16 protein-coding genes and 1 pseudogene are annotated in these 18,241 nt (G+C 44.6%); 10 read left to right on the top strand and 7 right to left on the bottom strand.

Going from position 1 to position 18,241, the window contains the following annotated elements; translation table 11 throughout:
- Window positions 1–652 precede the first annotated feature (652 nt).
- From trhA to ACO0LG_RS04570, 4 genes are all read left to right on the top strand, one after another.
- On the top strand, window positions 653–1,270 hold the full coding sequence (trhA, locus tag ACO0LG_RS04585; RefSeq protein WP_423023783.1) for a PAQR family membrane homeostasis protein TrhA: 618 nt from the start codon (window positions 653–655) through the stop codon (window positions 1,268–1,270).
- A 747-nt stretch (window positions 1,271–2,017) separates the two neighbouring features.
- Window positions 2,018–2,398, top strand: coding sequence for an HIT family protein (locus ACO0LG_RS04580; RefSeq protein WP_423023781.1), 381 nt, complete (start codon window positions 2,018–2,020; stop codon window positions 2,396–2,398).
- Window positions 2,399–2,403: 5 nt separating this feature from the next.
- Complete coding sequence (locus ACO0LG_RS04575; RefSeq protein WP_423023779.1) at window positions 2,404–3,450, top strand: HNH endonuclease; 1,047 nt, start codon at window positions 2,404–2,406, stop codon at window positions 3,448–3,450.
- A gap of 52 nt (window positions 3,451–3,502) precedes the next feature.
- Window positions 3,503–4,444 carry a hypothetical protein gene (locus ACO0LG_RS04570; protein WP_423023777.1) on the top strand — a complete coding sequence of 314 codons (942 nt, stop codon included), beginning with the start codon at window positions 3,503–3,505 and terminating at the stop codon, window positions 4,442–4,444.
- Between the two features lie 150 nt (window positions 4,445–4,594).
- Here the strand turns inward: ACO0LG_RS04570 and ACO0LG_RS04565 are convergent, their stop codons facing one another.
- Genes ACO0LG_RS04565 through ACO0LG_RS04555 form a run of 3 tightly spaced genes read right to left on the bottom strand, consistent with a single transcriptional unit; the run spans window position 4,595 to window position 7,461 of the window.
- Window positions 4,595–6,829: a hypothetical protein gene (locus tag ACO0LG_RS04565; RefSeq protein ID WP_423023775.1), complete on the bottom strand. Its 2,235-nt coding sequence runs from the start codon at window positions 6,827–6,829 to the stop codon at window positions 4,595–4,597.
- A gap of 40 nt (window positions 6,830–6,869) precedes the next feature.
- Window positions 6,870–7,175 (bottom strand): OB-fold nucleic acid binding domain-containing protein, encoded by a 306-nt coding sequence (locus ACO0LG_RS04560; protein ID WP_423023773.1) that lies wholly within the window; start codon window positions 7,173–7,175, stop codon window positions 6,870–6,872.
- A 13-nt stretch (window positions 7,176–7,188) separates the two neighbouring features.
- Window positions 7,189–7,461, bottom strand: coding sequence for a hypothetical protein (locus tag ACO0LG_RS04555; RefSeq protein WP_423023771.1), 273 nt, complete (start codon window positions 7,459–7,461; stop codon window positions 7,189–7,191).
- 27 nt (window positions 7,462–7,488) lie between these two features.
- Between ACO0LG_RS04555 and ACO0LG_RS04550 the strand changes: the two genes are divergently transcribed.
- From ACO0LG_RS04550 to ACO0LG_RS04535, 4 genes are all read left to right on the top strand, one after another.
- Window positions 7,489–7,662, top strand: a complete 174-nt coding sequence (locus tag ACO0LG_RS04550; protein WP_423023769.1) for a hypothetical protein — start codon at window positions 7,489–7,491, stop codon at window positions 7,660–7,662.
- 218 nt (window positions 7,663–7,880) lie between these two features.
- Window positions 7,881–9,407 (top strand): IS21 family transposase, encoded by a 1,527-nt coding sequence (gene istA / locus ACO0LG_RS04545; RefSeq protein ID WP_423023767.1) that lies wholly within the window; start codon window positions 7,881–7,883, stop codon window positions 9,405–9,407.
- On the top strand, window positions 9,397–10,173 hold the full coding sequence (gene istB / locus ACO0LG_RS04540; RefSeq protein WP_423023765.1) for an IS21-like element helper ATPase IstB: 777 nt from the start codon (window positions 9,397–9,399) through the stop codon (window positions 10,171–10,173). The genes istA and istB overlap by 11 nt, the downstream gene beginning before the upstream one ends.
- Before the next feature lie 224 nt (window positions 10,174–10,397).
- On the top strand, window positions 10,398–12,725 hold the full coding sequence (locus tag ACO0LG_RS04535) for a P-loop ATPase, Sll1717 family (protein WP_423023763.1): 2,328 nt from the start codon (window positions 10,398–10,400) through the stop codon (window positions 12,723–12,725).
- 239 nt (window positions 12,726–12,964) lie between these two features.
- Here the strand turns inward: ACO0LG_RS04535 and ACO0LG_RS04530 are convergent, their stop codons facing one another.
- From ACO0LG_RS04530 to ACO0LG_RS04515, 4 genes and pseudogenes are all read right to left on the bottom strand, one after another.
- Entirely contained in the window at window positions 12,965–13,501 is a 537-nt protein-coding gene (locus ACO0LG_RS04530; RefSeq protein ID WP_423023761.1) for a hypothetical protein, read from the bottom strand.
- 85 nt (window positions 13,502–13,586) lie between these two features.
- On the bottom strand, window positions 13,587–15,458 hold the full coding sequence (locus tag ACO0LG_RS04525) for a hypothetical protein (RefSeq protein WP_423023759.1): 1,872 nt from the start codon (window positions 15,456–15,458) through the stop codon (window positions 13,587–13,589).
- Between the two features lie 74 nt (window positions 15,459–15,532).
- Window positions 15,533–16,399: pseudogene (locus ACO0LG_RS04520) on the bottom strand (YifB family Mg chelatase-like AAA ATPase); the annotation flags it as partial.
- A 12-nt stretch (window positions 16,400–16,411) separates the two neighbouring features.
- The gene (locus ACO0LG_RS04515; RefSeq protein ID WP_423023757.1) at window positions 16,412–16,654 is read right to left on the bottom strand and encodes an accessory factor UbiK family protein; all 243 of its coding nucleotides are present in this window, start codon (window positions 16,652–16,654) and stop codon (window positions 16,412–16,414) included.
- Window positions 16,655–17,112: 458 nt separating this feature from the next.
- Between ACO0LG_RS04515 and ACO0LG_RS04510 the strand changes: the two genes are divergently transcribed.
- Window positions 17,113–17,871 carry a TorF family putative porin gene (locus tag ACO0LG_RS04510; RefSeq protein WP_423023755.1) on the top strand — a complete coding sequence of 253 codons (759 nt, stop codon included), beginning with the start codon at window positions 17,113–17,115 and terminating at the stop codon, window positions 17,869–17,871.
- A 14-nt stretch (window positions 17,872–17,885) separates the two neighbouring features.
- Window positions 17,886–18,224, top strand: coding sequence for a P-II family nitrogen regulator (locus ACO0LG_RS04505; RefSeq protein WP_422949254.1), 339 nt, complete (start codon window positions 17,886–17,888; stop codon window positions 18,222–18,224).
- Window positions 18,225–18,241: the final 17 nt, after the last annotated feature.

Here is an 18,241-nt window from a genome sequence, read left to right as displayed (position 1 = left end):
GCAGCGACCAAGTTAGATATCAGGATAGGGCTATCTTGTTGCATCACAAACCTGTCTATTAACCCTGACGGCAGTCAGGTTCTATGTGTTTAGGCTCCCCCTGCCTGATGAGGCGACTGGGTATTCGCTTTGAAATGCGAGAGTTCGTCCAGTTTGAGATGAGAATTGGCAGTAGTTTCAATCGGAGATTTGCTGCCCTATTGAATGACAATACTCATTTTTCTTAAATAGCGTGAACTTCACCACTTGGCTCTCACAGATTTGCCAGGCTGTTCCGGCAATGAATGATTAACCGCAGTCACAGGATTCGATTGACAGTATTCATGTGCTCAACCGCGGGCCATCACTTCATGCAAACGTTGTTTTAAACTACTGGCCTTCCCAGCTTTATCTGACCAGATGGGACACAGAGTATCTGCGATATGTCTCAGCAAATTTTGTCAAGCGGCAAACTACCGATAAAAGGGAAGGCGTACTCAGTGAATGTATTGATCCATTACAATGGCGTCACTTCTATTGGAAAGAACTGGGAATTGATAGGCCGTGTGACCGGGGGGTAGCCTTCGCCAGGAAGTACACAACGCGCCCACGCAAATTACAATGTTTGGGCCGCAGCTTTCAGTAGTGGGAAATTTGTAGAGGAATAATACGCATGTATTACGGAGAGCGCTTCAATAGCATTACCCACGCGGTAGGTGCTGCGCTGGCGGCAGTAGGCGGCGTATCGCTGATCACGATAGCAGCTCGAAGTGGTGACTATTGGAAGATTGTTAGTTTCAGCATCTACGCTGCCACGCTAGTTGCCCTGTATTTTACATCTGCGCTGTATCACAGCACCCAAGGACCAGCCAAAGACGTATTGCGTCGACTCGACCATTGCGCGATCTACTTGCTAATTGCTGGTACCTATACTCCATTCACACTGGTCAGTCTAAACGGGACGTGGGGATGGTCGCTGTTCGGCGTGGTGTGGGGGCTTGCCGTTGCTGGCGTCCTGCAAGAATTGTGGTATGCCAAAGGAGCACGGCTAATGTCGTTGCTAATCTACGTGGTGATGGGCTGGGTTGGCGTGTTCGCTACTAAGCCGCTAATCAACGCGCTCACAATGGACGGTTTCTGGTGGCTGGCAGCAGGTGGTGCACTCTACACCGGCGGCATCGCGTTTTATGCCACAGATCACAAATGGCGTCACGGACACGGGGTTTGGCACCTGTTCGTGCTTGGCGGAAGCATGTGCCATTTTGGCGCGGTATTGCTGTACGTGGCGTAATAAAGGGCCACACAGAGCGATTTGACTACTATAGCATTTCCATTTTCGGACTTAGCATCGAAAAGAGTTTTTTCCAGATGGAGTTCTTTCGATTTAGATAATCAGCCAATAGTTGAGCTTATAGGCTAAATCGATTCGGTACATGCACGTGGCTACTTTGCATGAGAAACAGTGGCTATTTTGAAATGAGAATGAGCGGCTATTTTATGGCGCCAATTGGTGGCTACTTTGAAATAAGAACCACTGCCTACATTGCGGTGAGAATGCGTGGCTACTTTTAGGAGAATACGCAGCTTTGTTGAGTCTGAAGTTGATGAGTGTTTGAAGCCCTATGCAGAAGTCCCCGATAAAGGGAAAGCCGTAGCCTCATTGTCTGGCTCACTCATTTACGGGCTGGCGAATCAGCCACGTGACGACCAAATTGTCGCTGACATATCCATTTCACAACAATCAGAAACAAACAGCGGGAAGCTCTGCGAGCTATATATGAGCAAACACAATTGAACGCATAAGCCATATGCAATGCAAAATTTCCTCGCGAGACCTGCTTCACGGAAATTGCATCGACCATTTTTTTTATATATAAAGTCTTCTTCACCCCCTATAAATTAAATTATGTTAATGTCATCATTGGATTGAAAATTTGTATTTTCAAGTTTCGTCTTTCTCATTAAGCTTACCCAGCTTATCGCTCAATGGCTGCAAATTAAAACATATGGCAAGCCTTACTCTTATACGACCTAATTGATGAAAAACTCCTGCCCATTTTGCAGTATTCCTGCAGATCGCATTATCCAAAAAAATACCACTGGTTTTGTGATTAGAGATGGCTTTGCAGTTTCACCTGGGCACACGTTGATCATTCCGCACAAGCATATAGGATCATTCTTTGAGCTTTCACGAGATGAAAGAGAATCTCTATTCGAATTGCTTGAATCCGCAAAAGGTGAGATTACAAATGAATTAGAACCTGATGGATACAATATAGGTATCAATGATGGACCAGCTGCCGGTCAGACTGTCCCTCATTTGCATATCCATTTAATACCACGATTCAACGGTGACCAGAAAGATCCTCGCGGTGGTGTCCGATGGATTTTTCCTGACAAAGCAAAATACTGGGATTAATAAATATGCGGCCAACGTCTGATCAACAGATTGAATTCCTGCAGCAACTGCAGCGTTTGTTTGATGAGGGAGATTTTTCGTCCACCTATAAATATGCATTGATTCTTGCACTGGCTGAATTGTCTGTTGAGCTGGGTGACGATTCTGGGTCGCCACTGCCCATTTCGATGTATCAGTTAGCAGAAAAATTCGCTGAGTTTTATTGGCCGCAGACCGTACCTTATGTGACCACTCCCCCCAATACACCTGGTGTACTTCTTCAGAATCTTGGTGTCCAAGCCAGCGTTGTCAACCTATTGCTCATCTTGCGCGAGAATGGGGCAACCACTATACATCAGGCGCGTAGCCATGTAATGTGGCCGAGCATCATTAAGGAGATAGCTAGTGTTGTTCGAAACATGCCGGTTCGATTCCTCCAAAATCTACCTGGAGGTACGCTGGCCTTTCTGTACGATCCCGAGATCAAGAATAGAGCATTGATATTGCACCCAGGCGTAGCATTCAATTTGCGCCGTTTTCAGACTTTTGTGCAACAGCTAGTACGGGCGGGCTGGACAGACCATGTAAAAGGCAACAAGCGAAATAAACCCATCATCGGAGATTTTGCAGACTTGAATGCTTTCATGTTTGGCACATCAAGAGCCAATCTCGCAAGTGTCGCAGAAATACTGAAGCCTATTCAAGAGCACAAATGTTTTTTCTGTACAAAACCTCTATCAAGTGCTGTTGCGGTGGATCACTTCATCCCATGGTCAAGATATCCCCGAGATACTGCCTTAAATTTTGTTGTGGCTCACGGCTCGTGCAACAACGATAAAAGAGAACTGTTAGCGGCCCGTCTGCATCTGGAACGATGGAGCGAGAGAAACCTCAAGAGTGGCGACTATATATTGGAGTCCATGCGTACTTTGCCGTTTGATTGCAATGTATCTACTTCCAAGACGATTGCAAAATGGGCGTATGAACAAGGGTTGATGGCTGGCGCGAATGCCTGGATCAGCAATGGCAACATTGAGAAAATTCAATCAGATTATTTGAGTGTTTTCGATTAGCATGAAAAAATAAGACGAATGCAGTCTTCAATTTATATCAGAAAGTATAGGCATGGCAAATATCATGGTTTGGGCTGTGACATCGGCTGATAACTCTGCCAGACACATTTCCGAAGTTAAAGCCGGGCTAAATTGCGAATGCGTGTGTCCTGGTTGTCGAGCACCGCTTGAAGCAGTCAATTCAGAAAATCCCACATGGAAGCGACGACCACATTTTCGACATGAAAAATTAGCCGAATTGGAAAGTTGTTCAGAGGCATCCATACTTGCGGCTGCAAAAGATTGTTTAGCCAATGCAACCGAAATTTGCTTACCTGGCTATTTTGCAACAGTATTTGCCAAGACAGATAATGGAAAACTTCTAAGAGAGACGGTGGAGGGGCGTTCAGAAATTGTGAACGTAACAGCATACGAATTTGTCGATGTGACCGATGCGATCCTAACACTGGAAAGTGGTCAGCAGGTTTATGTGCGACTTATTGCAAGCAGCCATTCTTATCAGCAGGCACAACCAAAACACCAGGGCATGGCGGAAATTTCCATTGATATTTCCGATCCAAAATTGCTCATGGTAGATCGCGATGTATTGCGAAAGTTTATCTCACTGAGCGTAGAACACAGAAAATGGTGTCGCAATCAAATCTTCGATTCATTAAAGGCACAAGCACAAATGAAGGTCGATAAAGCTGCAGAAGAACACGCAGCTAAAGCACACTGGCAGCTTGCATCAGAACCACGTCGAGACGAATTCAGTCGCAAGAGTATATGCATATGGAGAGCAAGTTGGCCGAGTCATACAGAGCTAGTTTCAAAAACTCAAGCATTGCTCGATACCTCGCCGCATCGGGAAATTCTGGTACCCGCATTATTTGCTTTGCCTAAGTCCCCCAGCGAATCCCCAATTCATTTTGCTGACCGATTAGCGAAGCACGGGGTGCCGAATGATTATGCACTAGATTGTCTTGCTGAGCTGGGGCTGATCATACGCAAATGAACCTGATTCGGTGGCAGTAGCTACTACGTAAGCCTCCTGTAAGGTCATTTTAAATAGTGATTGCTAAGCGCAGATTTTAGCTCGCGTTTGATCGTTCCCAAACTGAGCGCGGACCATAGCGTTATCAGTATACATAACGCAATTCAGCAATCAGTCATCTACCCATCTATAGTGCCGATCCAGAAATTGTCTTTTGTCGACATCTTCCATAAGTGGCGTTAAAGCATCGAACACGACCTCTTTTTCTCCGATAGATAGAAAATCGTCCGTATCATTAAGTGCTTCTAAAAATGCACTCAACATATATCTGAGTGCAAACATGTTCATGGCGACCTCTTTTTTTTCAATTCGCTCCCGCAAAGAATTTATTATGTCCATGTGAGTATCGGGCGTGCTTCGAATTCCTAAATTTGAAGCGATGTATGAACTGTGCCCCTGTTGGAAACTCAAAATTAGAATGAGCGCTTCATGTAATTTACTTTCTTCATCTGTAGTAAGATAAATTGCCCGCTGATTCGGATGGATCGAATACTGCAATTTTTCAATTACGTTGACCAATCCAATTGTTAGATATCTCCTTTCCCGAATGAAGGGAAATTCTCTCAGATCTCGTATTTCTACATTGCGTTCCCACCATTGATTAAATTCTGTATCGACTTTATTTTTTCTCAGGAAACTTGGCTTACCTATCTCCTTGGCTTTAATCCACCCTTTAACTTTTGGTAGAAGTTTTTGGGTTATCCACTGGAGTGCGTAGAGGCATGGCATCCAATTCCGCTTGTCAGGGACATCATCATGGAATGAGTTTGGTGGTTGCCACAATATAGCAACTGAGTTGCCATAATTGGTGCCAGCTAAGTTTTCATTTGCATAGAATAATCCGTGATAACCTACATCAAATTCATTATGAAATCTATTCGTAAATATTTTTAAGTACCACTGATTTTGATCAAATATGTGCCACTCTGTTTCCCCTGCGCTTACGTCATGCGCATTGGCGAAATCAAGAATATTTTTCCATAACCATTTCGGCATGGTGCAAATGGCCACTTGCGTAGTTCCTCCTTGATGAACGAATGGGAAATCGACGGCATCCCAATCATTTTCGAGTTTCAACAGGGCGCTAGAAACGACGTTAGACAGTTCATCTACTATATTGCATATTTCCTTCATCTTGTCGCGAGGCGGATATAGTCGACAATTTCGGAGTTGAATAATGCTATGGTTGACTGATTCGTGAACGAATTCGCTGATGATGAATGGTCGAAATTCACGATCGATAGGACTGCCTTCTGCGCCAAACATATTGGCAATTAACCATTTCTGCGATAAAGTTACATCCACTCCTGCCGCATTTTCTAAACGAAACTTGATGAGAGCAGAAGCAGGATACTGACGTTTCTTTGGCTTTAGACAATGGATATAAACAGTCGGATGATCGATTGTCCAGTTGGTATCATTGTTAAAAATTTTCTCGATTTTTTCTTCTTTATCTTCTTCTGACTTGGGATCATTTTGGCTCTCGGTTTGAAGAAGGGTTTCATCAATATATTTTTCTCCGGTTAAACTTCTACGAAGAAGCTCTTCAGCTAATTCTCTGATTTCTTCGTTTTCATGACTGAATATTTTATGAAATCGCTCGATGAATTCGATCTTTTTCGTCGATTTTTTGGAGACGCTCGACTTCGAACTATTTACTTTTTCTGTATCACTAGCTTCTTCCGTTGAAGCATCGTTCATGTATTGAAGCGCGAGTGCGCGGATTTCTGGATCCTCATGAATATATGCGTAATGTAATCGCTCAATAAATCTGACCTTTTGCATCCAATCGTGGCATATATATTGTGCGATAGGCGCCGTGAAAAATCTGGTAACAATATCCGGGAAACATTGCACACGCTCTGCTAAATGTATTCCGGTCCAGATGAAGCTTTTAATACCATGCTTTTGTAATTTTCTTGATTCTTTTTGCCACGTTTTATTCAAATTCCCAATATCTTCTTGAGCTATAATGAGAATATAAATAGGATTGGATTTTGGCCATTCTCCCTTTAAGAACAAATCAATGGCTTCTCTCATTCGTGTAGAGTTAAATTTTTTCCAACACTTACATTCAAACACGATGAGTTGTGAGGGATTAAGTTTATCCCTCGCAATTAAGTCAATTCCATCTTGGTTTGTCCCAATTGCACCAACATATTGAATGTCGTCAATTAGGTAGTCCTTTCGTATTAAGAACCAACAAAACTGCTCGAATTGCTTGGGCCCCATATCTACGAACCCCATTTTATTTGAGCCAACTGGATTAGCTAAGTCGATTGGTGGAAAGTACATACTTTCAGTGAGATGATCCGGCCAGTTGCTTTGGATATTTCGCTCAGTCATATTTAATCTGTTTTCAGGTTAATAGGTCGTTATAAGTACCTTAACAAAAATCCCGGCTCTTTGTCTCCAGTTCACCGAACATATAAGACAAATCCACCAGCCGCATCGCAATCAGGTGCTGCACATTATTCTGACTCTGCCAGCGTCCATACACGCCGATGAGCGAAGCCCCGTAAATCTCCCTGCGAAACTGCTCAACGACACTCTGCCAGCAGATCACATTGACAGTCCCGGCTTCATCTTCAATCGTCAGAAACACCACGCCATTCGCTGTCTGGGGCCGCTGCCGCACAATCACAATCCCACATCCACGCGCCAGCATACCGTCTGCGCTCAGAAAGCGCATTGTTTTGAGCTTCTCACGCGGCAAAGCTAGGGGGATGTCTTCCCAGCGTCAAACTCAAGCTTTGGTAATCAGCAACGATTGTTTCCCCTTCGCTGGGAGCGGCCAGGTCGACGTGCTCTTCATGAACAATGGCCTCTCGCAGCAACCCCTTATCCGGGATACTGACGACTGATTGCCACATGGCCTGGCGTCTATTACCTGCCAGAGACTCAAGGGCATTAGCTTTTGCCAATGCCTGGATGTCATTCCTGTCCAGTCTGGCTCTGTCCGAAAGGTTACCGTCCATACATTTCAAGGCAAAGAATGCGAGTCCGTGGTTTTCGTTTTAGGTGGGAAAACTGCCGGTGCCAGAAGCTGGGCTGCTACCAAGCCCAATATTATTAATGTCGCGATTACCAGAGCAAAACGGCGTCTATATGTCGTCGGTAACAAGAGAGCTTGGTGTACCACAGCATTTGGTGCAGCATTGGCTAGAGCGCTAAACTGAGCCCCTCAATTTAACCGGGAAACTCAGCGGAGTATGGTTACACTAAAATATAGATTTGCTTTTCAGCATATTGCGATTTTGCAGTGGGTCAATTTGCGTGCAAATTGACCCATGTTGATTTGCACTGAAAATTGACCCACTTTGCTGGATAAATTGCATCTAAAATTGACCCACGTTTAGCACACAATCCTACTTATCTTGATGAGTAGGGAGCAGGAGTGATTGACGTGGCATTACTAGGTATTATTCGACGCTGGCACATTCGTGACCAGATCCCATTACGGGAGATCGCCAGACGACTCGGCATCTCTCGCAACACTGTCCGGCGCTATCTGCGCTCTGAAGTCACAGAGCCAGCCTATGCGGAGCGACAAACAACCAGTGCTATCGACAAATACGCATTGCAGCTTTCGAGCTGGCTTAAAACCGAAGCAGGTAAAAATCGGAAACAGCGACGCAGCTTGAAACAGCTTCATCTTGATCTGAAAGAACTGGGATTTGAAGGGTCGTATGACCGGGTGGCAGCCTTCGCCAGGAAGTGGAAGGTGGATCAAACTGATAGGGTCAATTCAGCTAGCAAACGAACATATATTCCTCTGACTTTTGCTCCCGGAGAGGCGTTTCAGTTTGACTGGAGTGAAGATTGGGCGATGATCGCAGGTGAACGGACGAAGCTGCAAATCGCTCATTTTAAGCTCAGCAACAGCCGTGCATTTTATCTGCGCGCATATCTGCTGCAAACACATGAGATGCTATTTGATGCACATCATCATGCGTTTGTGCATTTGGGCGGTATTCCGCGCCGGGGAATTTACGACAATATGAAAACCGCTGTAGATAAGGTCAGGACCGGCAAGGATCGGGATGTCAACCAGCGCTTTACAGCAATGGTCAGTCATTATCTCTTCGATGCGGAGTTTTGCAATCCTTCATCTGGCTGGGAAAAAGGTCAGGTCGAAAAGAACGTCCGCGACAGCAGACACAGGATATGGCAAAAAATCCCGCCAATGCCATCGCTTGATGCACTCAATGAGTGGCTTGGCAAGGAATGCATTCAGCTATGGCAGCAAATCCATCACCCTGAAGCAGACATCACAGTCGCCGAAGCATGGGAACTTGAACGACCACATCTGATGGCGAACGGGAGGCCATTTGACGGCTTCGTGGAACATACCAAGCGAGTCTCACCAACGTGCTTGGTAAGCTTTGAACGCAATCGGTACAGCGTGCCAGCTCCATTTGCAAACCGTCCTATCAGTCTCAGGGTATATGCTGCAAAGCTCATATTTGTAGCTGAAGGAAAAGTAATCGCGGAACACGACCGAAATATTATCCGCGATCATGGGCCAGGCCACACCATCTTCAATTGGCGTCACTATCTAGCTGTGCTTCAACGCAAACCTGGTGCGCTCCGCAACGGAGCACCATTTGCGGAGTTTCCTGCCGAGTTTAAGCAGCTACAGGCCATTCTCATGAAGCGCCAAGGCGGTGACAGGGAAATGGTCGATATCTTAGCGCTGGTGATGTTCCATGATGAAAAGGCAGTACTGTCTGCAGTCAGGCAGGCTCTTGAAGCCGGTGCGCCATCAAAACAGACCGTGATGAACATTCTCAGCAGGCTGATAGAAGGCACGCCACCGCCCAAGATAGACACACCCCAGGCACTCGCTTTGAAAGTTGAACCCAAGGCCGATGTAGGCCGCTACGACCAATTAAGAAACAGGAGATTAGATAATGCAGCATGAAGCCATGTTAGAAATGTTCAAAACACTGAAGCTGAGAGGCATGGCACAAGCTTTAGAAGATCTGATCGCTCAGGATTCCCCGGCCTTCCAGGCAGCAATTCCGGTGCTGGCCGGGCTGTTGAAAGCAGAAACCTGCGAAAGAGAAGTCCGCTCCCTGGCCTATCAAATGAAAGTCGCAAAGTTCCCTGCTTATAGGGACTTGAATGGCTTTGACTTCAGTTGTAGCGAGGTGGATGAGTCTCTGGTTAGGCAATTACACCGCTGTGAGTTTCTTCAGTCGGTAAATAATATTGTGTTAGTAGGCGGCCCAGGAACCGGAAAAACTCATCTAGCAACTGCAATAGGTACACAGGCTATCGAGCAACACAATTGCCGGGTTCGCTATTTCTCGACTGTGGAACTCGTCAACTTACTGGAGATTGAGAAACAGCAGGGAAAAGCAGGTCACCTTGCTCTCAGATTGCTTTATACCGACCTGGTGATTCTAGATGAGCTGGGCTATCTTCCGTTTAGTCAGTCAGGTGGGGCTTTATTGTTTCACTTAATCAACAAGCTTTACGAAAGAACGAGTGTGATCATCACCACCAATCTGGGGTTCTCGGAATGGGGATCTGTATTTGGAGATGCGAAAATGACTACTGCATTGCTTGATCGACTCACTCATCACTGTCATATAATCGAGACTGGAAATGACAGTTACCGATTTAAGAACAGTTCAACCCAAATAACTGTAAAGGAGAAAAAAACCAAACTAGCCTCAACCTAACCCTTAAAAGACATTAAAACGAGTGGGTCAGAATTTGATGCAAACGCCGGGTCATAATCCAGCGCAAACTAACATAGGAATTTCATTTCAATGCCCACTTACATAGGCAAAAATGGTATTTTATTGATTTTGCAATTTTAGATTGTCATTTAAATACTTTGACATAGGTGCTGGCATAATGAATAAAAAATTTCCTATGCCAAAAAACACTTCAAAGGATAGTCATGCCTGATCCTCATTTAGTCTTTGTTGCATACCCGTCCCGAGATCAAAACTTACTTACGGTTATTAGGGAAGGCTTGGCGAGAGCTTCAGCCAAACTCAATAGCATTCGGTTTGAACCTTGGGAATTCAATGACGTTGTTGGCACACCAATCATCTCACCTGTTATTAACAAGATAGAGCAATCAAGCTTCATTGTTGCAGATATCTCCTATCTGAATTTGAACGTTGTATACGAAATCGGTTATGCAATTGGGAAAAAGAAACGCGTTTTCTTAATTCGTCACACTGGTACTGCTGGCGACAAAGACCTTGCAAACCGGGTAGGCATATTCGATACAGTTGGATATGCTGAATATTCGGATTCTGACGCCCTGGCTTATAGACTGACCGGTTACATTGAACAAAAACCATTAGAATTTACAGGGATTATCGATAATAAGGCCCCAGTGTATGTTGTCGAGCCTCCGCAGAAAGGCGATGCTGCGACTATGATGACCTCTAGGTTGAAGAAGACTCGCTATAGATACCGAAGCTTCAACCCAAGCGAAGATTCTCGCCTTTCTGCGACAGATGCCATTAAACAAGTATCTAGTTCAGCCGGAGTGATGGTTTCTTTTGAATCCGATGCTAGGGAATGGGCAAATGTGCACAACATTAGAACAATGTTCGTGGCAGGTTTAGCTGATGGAATGGAGAAACCATGTTTAATTTTAGCACCAGCTGGGTTCACCGTACCTCTTGATGTACGCGATGATGCCAAGCACTACACGCATCCTGATGATATAGCGGAACATGTTGCTTCATTTGCTTTGGAGCTTACTGAGCATTTACAGCTTGTTGAAACACCTCTTAAAGCTTCTCTCAACTCTTTGCAAAATATGACGTTCGGTGATCCAACGGCTGAGAATGAAATGACCACGTTAGGTGCTTACTACATGCAGACCGAACAATTTACTCGAGCGGTGCGCGGCGAAGTAAATCTAGTCGTAGGGCGGAAAGGAGCCGGTAAAACAGCTCTGTTTTTACAATTGCGTGATCGAATACGCGCCGATAAACGCAATGTGATGGTTGATCTAAAGCCAGAAGGCTATCAGCTGATAAAGTTGAAAGAAGACTTGCTTTCTTATCTTACAGAGGGCGCGCGGCAACATTTAATAACGGCTTTTTGGGAATACCTTTTGTTACTAGAGGTTACTTATAAGGTTCTGGAAAAAGACAGGACAACCCATAAGCATAATCATGAGATATATGAAAAATACCTGGATCTGGAAGCAACATATAAAGTTGAAAATTTCTCTTCCGAAGGAGATTTTTCCGAACGATTGCTCGGTGTGTCGAACCGAATAGCATCTTCTTACCGCGCACGCTTTGGCGAAGTACCTGACGTAAAGTTAACGGTAGAAGACGTTACTTCACTTGTGCACGCGCATGACATTCGATTATTAAGGAAAAAGTTGTCAGATTATCTAAATACAAAGCAATCTGTTTGGATATTATTCGATAATCTGGATAAAGGCTGGAATACGAGAGGTGTCGATGAAATCGACATAATTGTCTTGCGTTGCTTAGTAGAAGCCGGAAGAAAAATTGAGAGAGAAATGCGCAAAAACGAACACGAACTATATTGTGTAATTTTTGTGAGAAATGATGTTTATGAGTTACTTATGAAAGGCAGTGCAGACTACGGCAAAGATATGCGTGCAGTTTTAGATTGGACAGATCCCGATATGTTAAGGGAGATGTTGCGATTGCGCTTAGTATCAGGTATGAATGAAGTTGACTCAAATGTGACATTCGAAAAAATTTGGCGCGACATTTGTGTATCCCATTATCATGGTGAGGATACTTCTGCTTATTTCATTGAGCGATCGCTTATGCGTCCAAGGAATGTATTAAAGATTTTTGCTCATAGCAAAGGATTTGCGATTAATTTTAACCATAGCAAAATTGAAGAGAGCGATATTGAAAAAGGCATAAAAGCGTTCTCGCAGGATTTGTTGATTGAACTTGATCACGAATTATCAGATGTTTGTCCAGATGTCCCAGATTTGCTATATCACTTTATTGATCAGCCAAGTGAAGTGAGTAAATTTGATCTAATGAGTACTCTTACAAGCGGTGGTGTAGGCGCAGATCAACTTGAGAAGGTTTTTATTTTTTTGTTGTATTACGGAGTTATAGGTCTGAAAACTGAAACTGGTGTTCAATATATATTTGATGTCAGTTATGACTCTAAAATCTTGACAACTAGGGCTCAGCGCCTTGGCGAGAACGCTCGCTACGTATTTAATCCAGCATTCTGGGACGCACTAGGCATTATTGGATAGGAGCATTTAATATGAGAAAACTACCAGCGTCCAGAGCGGAAATCGTCAGCGATACTAGCAGGTGGATTTATAAAAGGTAGTTTGGACATTTGTATGCACAACTTCTTTTAGGTTTGCACGACCAAAATAGGGAGGAGTCCGGTGTATATAAACATGAGCAGATTGGCAGCTAAACAGTTTGAATATAATTTTTTTCCACACCACTTTTTTGCAAGAAAAAATAATTATTTTGCCTAGTTCTAGTCTAACCGGCGAGGAGCAAGTATGTTTTCAGGCACGTTCTTTGGGCAACTAATGTGAACACAAGTCCTATTGATCTCTGTATGAAATTTTATAAGTGCCTCAGTGGTCATGTTAATCGCCAATTGCCATTCAATAGGTCGATTTTGTGAATTCGAGAGATCTTTCTCGACCAAATCTAATACATTCTCCTTTATTAGTTCTTGAAGGTTCACACCCCATCCATCTATTTTTCGCGACCAAAGCTCGTCCCCCGGATAAGATTTCCATGCAACAGGAAATAGTCTACGTGAAGGACAGTTCTGGCAGCTAGAATATGCGCGATCCATCATTTCGGTTTCACACCAAATTGATTGAGTGTATTCATACGTGAGAATCATCATGGTTAAATCAGTTGCCAAAGTCGCTAATTTCAGTTCGCTTCTAAGCTCCGGCACATGTTTTGTTCCGCATTCGGATACAACATTGACGAGCCGAATCGCAACATGATTTTTATCAAGTGCAATTTGTAACTCGTCAATAAATTGCCAAAGCACCCTTACTCTTGTGTTCTGTGTGCTATGGCTTACTAGCATTCGCATGGGGGCCTTCACACCTTAGGTAGTAAAGCATTGCTGTGTATCACAAACCATATTGGTTCAACTCATTTACTAAATATTCGGCCCATGTGTCCGGCGAAACTTCCAACAGGACAAGTTTGTTATTTGATAAATTTTTATCCTGTTCTCGAGTCGGGTGTCTAATTCCTTTAACTTGATAAGAATCCAAAAATAGGTTTACTTCGGCGTGATCTTCAGGTCTTTTCAGCATTAAACCTTTTCCAATCCACCTATTGTTACGTGCCGATAACTTGAAAAAATCGGAAAGTGCCTCAGAATCAACTTGATCGAAGCCATTTTTATAAAGAAGAATTGTGCTTTTTCCGCTTTCGTTTGCTTTTAATTCCATTTCAAGCAAGTATAAATAGCGGTTTTTACCCATTTCAATTTCGACAACTGCAACTTGCCGCGGCCTTCCATCGATCAAATGCCACGTCTTTACATTCGCGATCAACGTTGGAAAGTGCGCTAAAAAAGATTTAGAGAGCATGCTTGTGCTTGCTCCCAATATTGGTGTTTTGAGTGACCAGTCTTTTTTAAGGTTAGCGATTTTTTCGATTGTTTCGATAAATAATGAGAGATTGCGCCCTATGTAGTCGACTTGGCTGGTTGAAAGAGTTAGCCCTTGGTTGTTTCTTGCATCTTCCGCATTGCTTCCATCTTGGAATGTTAGGCTTTCGGGCTGAATATCCAATGTAACTAAATGATTGCCTTTATTTCCTGACTTAGATGATTTGTAAACATGCTTGAACCGAATACCATCCATACCTTCAAATTGGTTCGACGAATCTAAAATGGATCTTCGCTTCGCTCTCGCATTTGCTGGAACATCTTCAATATCTGGTAAGACTTCATCTTCCAAGAAGTGATTTTCTACGTATTTATTTGTGTTGTTTTCGTCATAATTAGATGGCCGAGAATTTTCTTCCATCTGAATAATTGGGGGTTTAAAAAATCCAAAAGAATGACTGCAGCGCCAAATTTGCATTACATACACCCCCCAAATTGGTCGCTGCGAGGTGTCAATCAATTTTATTCGCTTACCTGAAGCATAAAGTGTCGTGCTATCTCGGAAAGGAAAGTTCGCTTTGATGTCGAGACTTTCTCTATGCCATTGGTTATGACTTTCTGTAGCTCTGGCTTTTTTAATTTGATTATTAACCATAGCAGCACTTATAGAATTATGAACTTCATACATTGCAGCTTTGGCATCAGGTGATGCGACAGTTCTTGCCAGAACTCCTGCTTCAAATCTACTTAGCCTCTTCTTTGCAAATATTGTTACTCGACCGTTTTTAACAAAGGAATCTTTGTAGGAAAAATAATCATCGATTTGGCCAGCTATCGTACTTGCAAGGAGCCTTGACGAAACACCAAAATAGAATCGGACCAATTCTGTGCAGGGAATAATTAACCATCTTTCAGTACCATCCAATAATTTTGCAGGGACGACTACATATCTTGAGTTAGCAAGTATGTCTCTATTGTTACTTTTGCTATTAAAGCCAAAACAAAAATAGTCTTTTGGAAGGACCGACGGAATTAATTCATTCCTAATCTCGACTTCTTCGCTTAACTTTACTACTCTAGCCCGCGAAGCATCCACCGTGTAAGTATTGTTTAGTTCAGGGCTAAAACTGACAAGTTGCCCTTCTTTCCAAATGGATCCATGCTTAAATCGAGCAAGTTGCGCGCAATGAACTGGAAGAGCTAATATTTTCCCATTCAGGGAATGTTTGGTGTAGGGACTATGCAAATGGTCATCTTTTATCCCGGCAAAATGTAAAGTTGCATATTTCCCGGAACGCCAGCGACTCCTCACTCCACTAACGCCGTCAACTCTCCAAATACCAGGGTTTTTTTTCAGCCTAGCAATCACCAGTCTGTGTTTCATGTGAATTCTGAAAGTTTATAATTTCAGATATTCGCATTTAATTACGGATTTATGCAATTAATTTCGGATCTTACACCACCAACCAATGCTACCGCAGACGCCGTATGATGAGGCGATCGATAAGGGCGTGCCTTCCATTTCTCAATGGAAAAGCCTGATGTCAGGGACTGCACTGCCGCTGATTCCAGCGCCTCCTGATCGGTCATGGTCGGCAAGATGCCTGGGAAGCGGGCTGCCAGCATGGATTTGCCGGTGCCTGGCGGACCCATCAGAAGTACCGAATGTGAACCTGCCGCTGCTACTTCCAATGCCCGCTTGGCCTGTAACTGGCCTTTGACTTCCGCAAAATCTGCATACTGCGGCCGCTTGGGCTGGGAGGTGGGTCGATGACGCGCCAGTCTTTGTTCACCATCTACACCAGCGAAGTGGGCACATACCTGCAGCAATGAATCAGCGGGATAAATAGCAGCATCGCTAACTAGTGCCGCTTCATCAGCATTCGCGCGTGGCAAGATGAAGGCGGGTTCCTGTGCCGAGTGCTGTTGGCTTTTGCATATCGCAAACGTCATCGCCAGTGCGCCGCGTATCGGCCGCAGTTCGCCTGATAAGGATAGCTCTCCGGCAAACTCATATTGTTCTAACGCGTCTCCCGGAATTTGTCCGGATGCTGCCAGAATACCCAGCGCGATAGGCAAATCGAAGCGGCCAGATTCCTTTGGCAAATCAGCGGGCGCAAGATTGACGGTGATACGCTTGTTCGGGAATTCAAAGCGGGCATTTTGCAAAGCGGCCCTGACTCTGTCCTTGGATTCCTTGACTTCGGTTTCTGGCAGGCCAACGATAGTGAAGGCGGGCAGGCCATTCGCGAGATGCACTTCCACAGTCACCTGTGGTGCATCCATGCCATTCAGGGCGCGGCTTTTGAGTACGGCTAAGGACATGCGGTCTGTGGCTTAGTCGGCTTTTTGTGGTGCTTCGAGTGCGGCCACGCGTGCCTCCAGGGCTTCGAGCTTGGCGCGGGTCTTGGCCAGCACTTGTGCCTGGATATCAAATTCTTCGCGCGTCACCAGGTCCAGCTTGGCAAAGCCCTGGCTCATCATGGCTTTGACATTCTTTTCTATGTCTTTGGCGGGTGAGTTTTCCAAAGCCTGGCTGATCTTGGCTTGCATATCATTAAAGAAATTTTGCTTATCCATTTTTACCCTCTATTTGTAATTGCACGTTTATGGTGCAAATCTGGCTTTGCCACTTTTGTGTGCGGATTCCTTGTTGCCCGCAATTGGTGCGCAAAGCTGTTTTTTGCTTATAAATTTACCTATAGGGCAATGATAGCGCATCTTGCCCACACTGCTACTGGTATTGCAGCGCAATATAAAAAACCAGCGCGACCCAGTGTTTATCTGGCTGTATGCATATTAATACACTCTCGGCCCTGCGCTGTGTTGCCGTTTTATTGATGAGATAGCCATGGTTGGCACGACTCCTGCTAACAGGTAAGGGAAATAAGAATTTAAGAGTTTGGCTGATGCAAGCAGTGGGGGCGCAAGTGGTGGTGAATATTAATGCTTGTCCGTGCCTGTCCTCGTTATGAGCTGAAAACAGATTCTGTCCCGGGTTCAATCTAATCAAATCTTAATCAATAGGGGGAAGCGCAATGAAAAAATTAGTAATCGCCGCTGCTGTAGCCACGTCATTCTTTGGTGGTTTTGCCTATGCAGAAGATGCCAAGCCAGAAGCCAAGCCAGACAATGAAGTCAGCTTCAACATTGGCGTTGTCAGCGAATACCGCTACCGTGCGATTGCGCAATCACGCCTTGATCCAGCTTTGCAGGGCGGCGCTGATTATGTGAATAACCCAAGCGGCTTTTATGCTGGTACATGGTTGTCAACGATTAAATGGACCAAGGATGCCGGTGGTAGTGGCGATATTGAATGGGATTTGTATGCCGGTAAAAAAGGCGAGATCACCAAGGATGTTTCTTATGACGTCGGCGTGCTGACTTATATCTACCCATCCAATGGCCTGAACAAGGTTGCCGGTTTTGCTGATGCCAACACTACCGAGATTTACGGCCAGTTAGGCATGGGGCCAGCCTATATCAAGTATTCACACTCCGTCACCAACCTGTTCGGTTTTATCGATAGCAAGAACAGCGGCTACCTGGATATCGGCGCAAACATTGAGTTGCCTGAAGGTTATACGCTGGCCTTGCATGCTGGCCATCAAACCATCAAGAACAATGGTGCCTATTCTTATTCCGACTGGAAAATTGGTGTGAATAAAGAGTTTTTTGGTGTGAATTTTGGTATCGCAGCGCTGGGCACGAATGCAGAGAAAAAACTGTATGTCACGCCAGCAGGCAAGTTCACAGGCAAAACAACACTGGTATTGTCTGCAGTTAAAACATTCTAATATTCGAGGCGAGCATGAAACTGATTACTGCAATTATCAAGCCTTTTAAACTCGATGAAGTCCGCGAAGCGCTGTCCACCATTGGTGTACAGGGCATTACCGTGACTGAGGTGAAAGGCTTTGGCCGTCAGAAAGGTCATACTGAACTGTACCGTGGTGCAGAGTATGTGGTTGACTTCCTGCCCAAGACAAAAATTGAAGCGGCTGTAGATGACGCGATTGTTGAGCGCGCCATTGAAGCAATAGAAACCGCGGCCCGCACCGGCAAGATTGGTGACGGCAAGATTTTTGTCTATGACTTGCAACAAGTTGTGCGTATTCGTACCGGTGAAACCGGCAACGACGCACTCTGATAGCCTACCAGGGAGTT

Source organism: Undibacterium sp. Ji42W (assembly GCF_049340405.1).
Taxonomy (GTDB): domain Bacteria; phylum Pseudomonadota; class Gammaproteobacteria; order Burkholderiales; family Burkholderiaceae_D; genus Undibacterium.
This window is presented reverse-complemented; position numbering and strand designations above follow the sequence as displayed.

What these genes read in the sequence shown, in the direction of transcription:
- trhA (WP_423023783.1), top strand. Translation starts at nt 653, where the DNA reads ATGTATTACGGAGAGCGCTTCAATAGCATTACCCACGCGGTAGGTGCT.
- ACO0LG_RS04580 (WP_423023781.1), top strand. Translation starts at nt 2,018, where the DNA reads ATGAAAAACTCCTGCCCATTTTGCAGTATTCCTGCAGATCGCATTATC.
- ACO0LG_RS04575 (WP_423023779.1), top strand. Translation starts at nt 2,404, where the DNA reads ATGCGGCCAACGTCTGATCAACAGATTGAATTCCTGCAGCAACTGCAG.
- ACO0LG_RS04570 (WP_423023777.1), top strand. Translation starts at nt 3,503, where the DNA reads ATGGCAAATATCATGGTTTGGGCTGTGACATCGGCTGATAACTCTGCC.
- ACO0LG_RS04565 (WP_423023775.1), bottom strand. Translation starts at nt 6,829, where the DNA reads ATGACTGAGCGAAATATCCAAAGCAACTGGCCGGATCATCTCACTGAA.
- ACO0LG_RS04560 (WP_423023773.1), bottom strand. Translation starts at nt 7,175, where the DNA reads ATGCGCTTTCTGAGCGCAGACGGTATGCTGGCGCGTGGATGTGGGATT.
- ACO0LG_RS04555 (WP_423023771.1), bottom strand. Translation starts at nt 7,461, where the DNA reads ATGGACGGTAACCTTTCGGACAGAGCCAGACTGGACAGGAATGACATC.
- istB (WP_423023765.1), top strand. Translation starts at nt 9,397, where the DNA reads ATGCAGCATGAAGCCATGTTAGAAATGTTCAAAACACTGAAGCTGAGA.
- ACO0LG_RS04535 (WP_423023763.1), top strand. Translation starts at nt 10,398, where the DNA reads ATGCCTGATCCTCATTTAGTCTTTGTTGCATACCCGTCCCGAGATCAA.
- ACO0LG_RS04525 (WP_423023759.1), bottom strand. Translation starts at nt 15,458, where the DNA reads ATGAAACACAGACTGGTGATTGCTAGGCTGAAAAAAAACCCTGGTATT.
- ACO0LG_RS04515 (WP_423023757.1), bottom strand. Translation starts at nt 16,654, where the DNA reads ATGGATAAGCAAAATTTCTTTAATGATATGCAAGCCAAGATCAGCCAG.
- ACO0LG_RS04510 (WP_423023755.1), top strand. Translation starts at nt 17,113, where the DNA reads ATGAAAAAATTAGTAATCGCCGCTGCTGTAGCCACGTCATTCTTTGGT.
- ACO0LG_RS04505 (WP_422949254.1), top strand. Translation starts at nt 17,886, where the DNA reads ATGAAACTGATTACTGCAATTATCAAGCCTTTTAAACTCGATGAAGTC.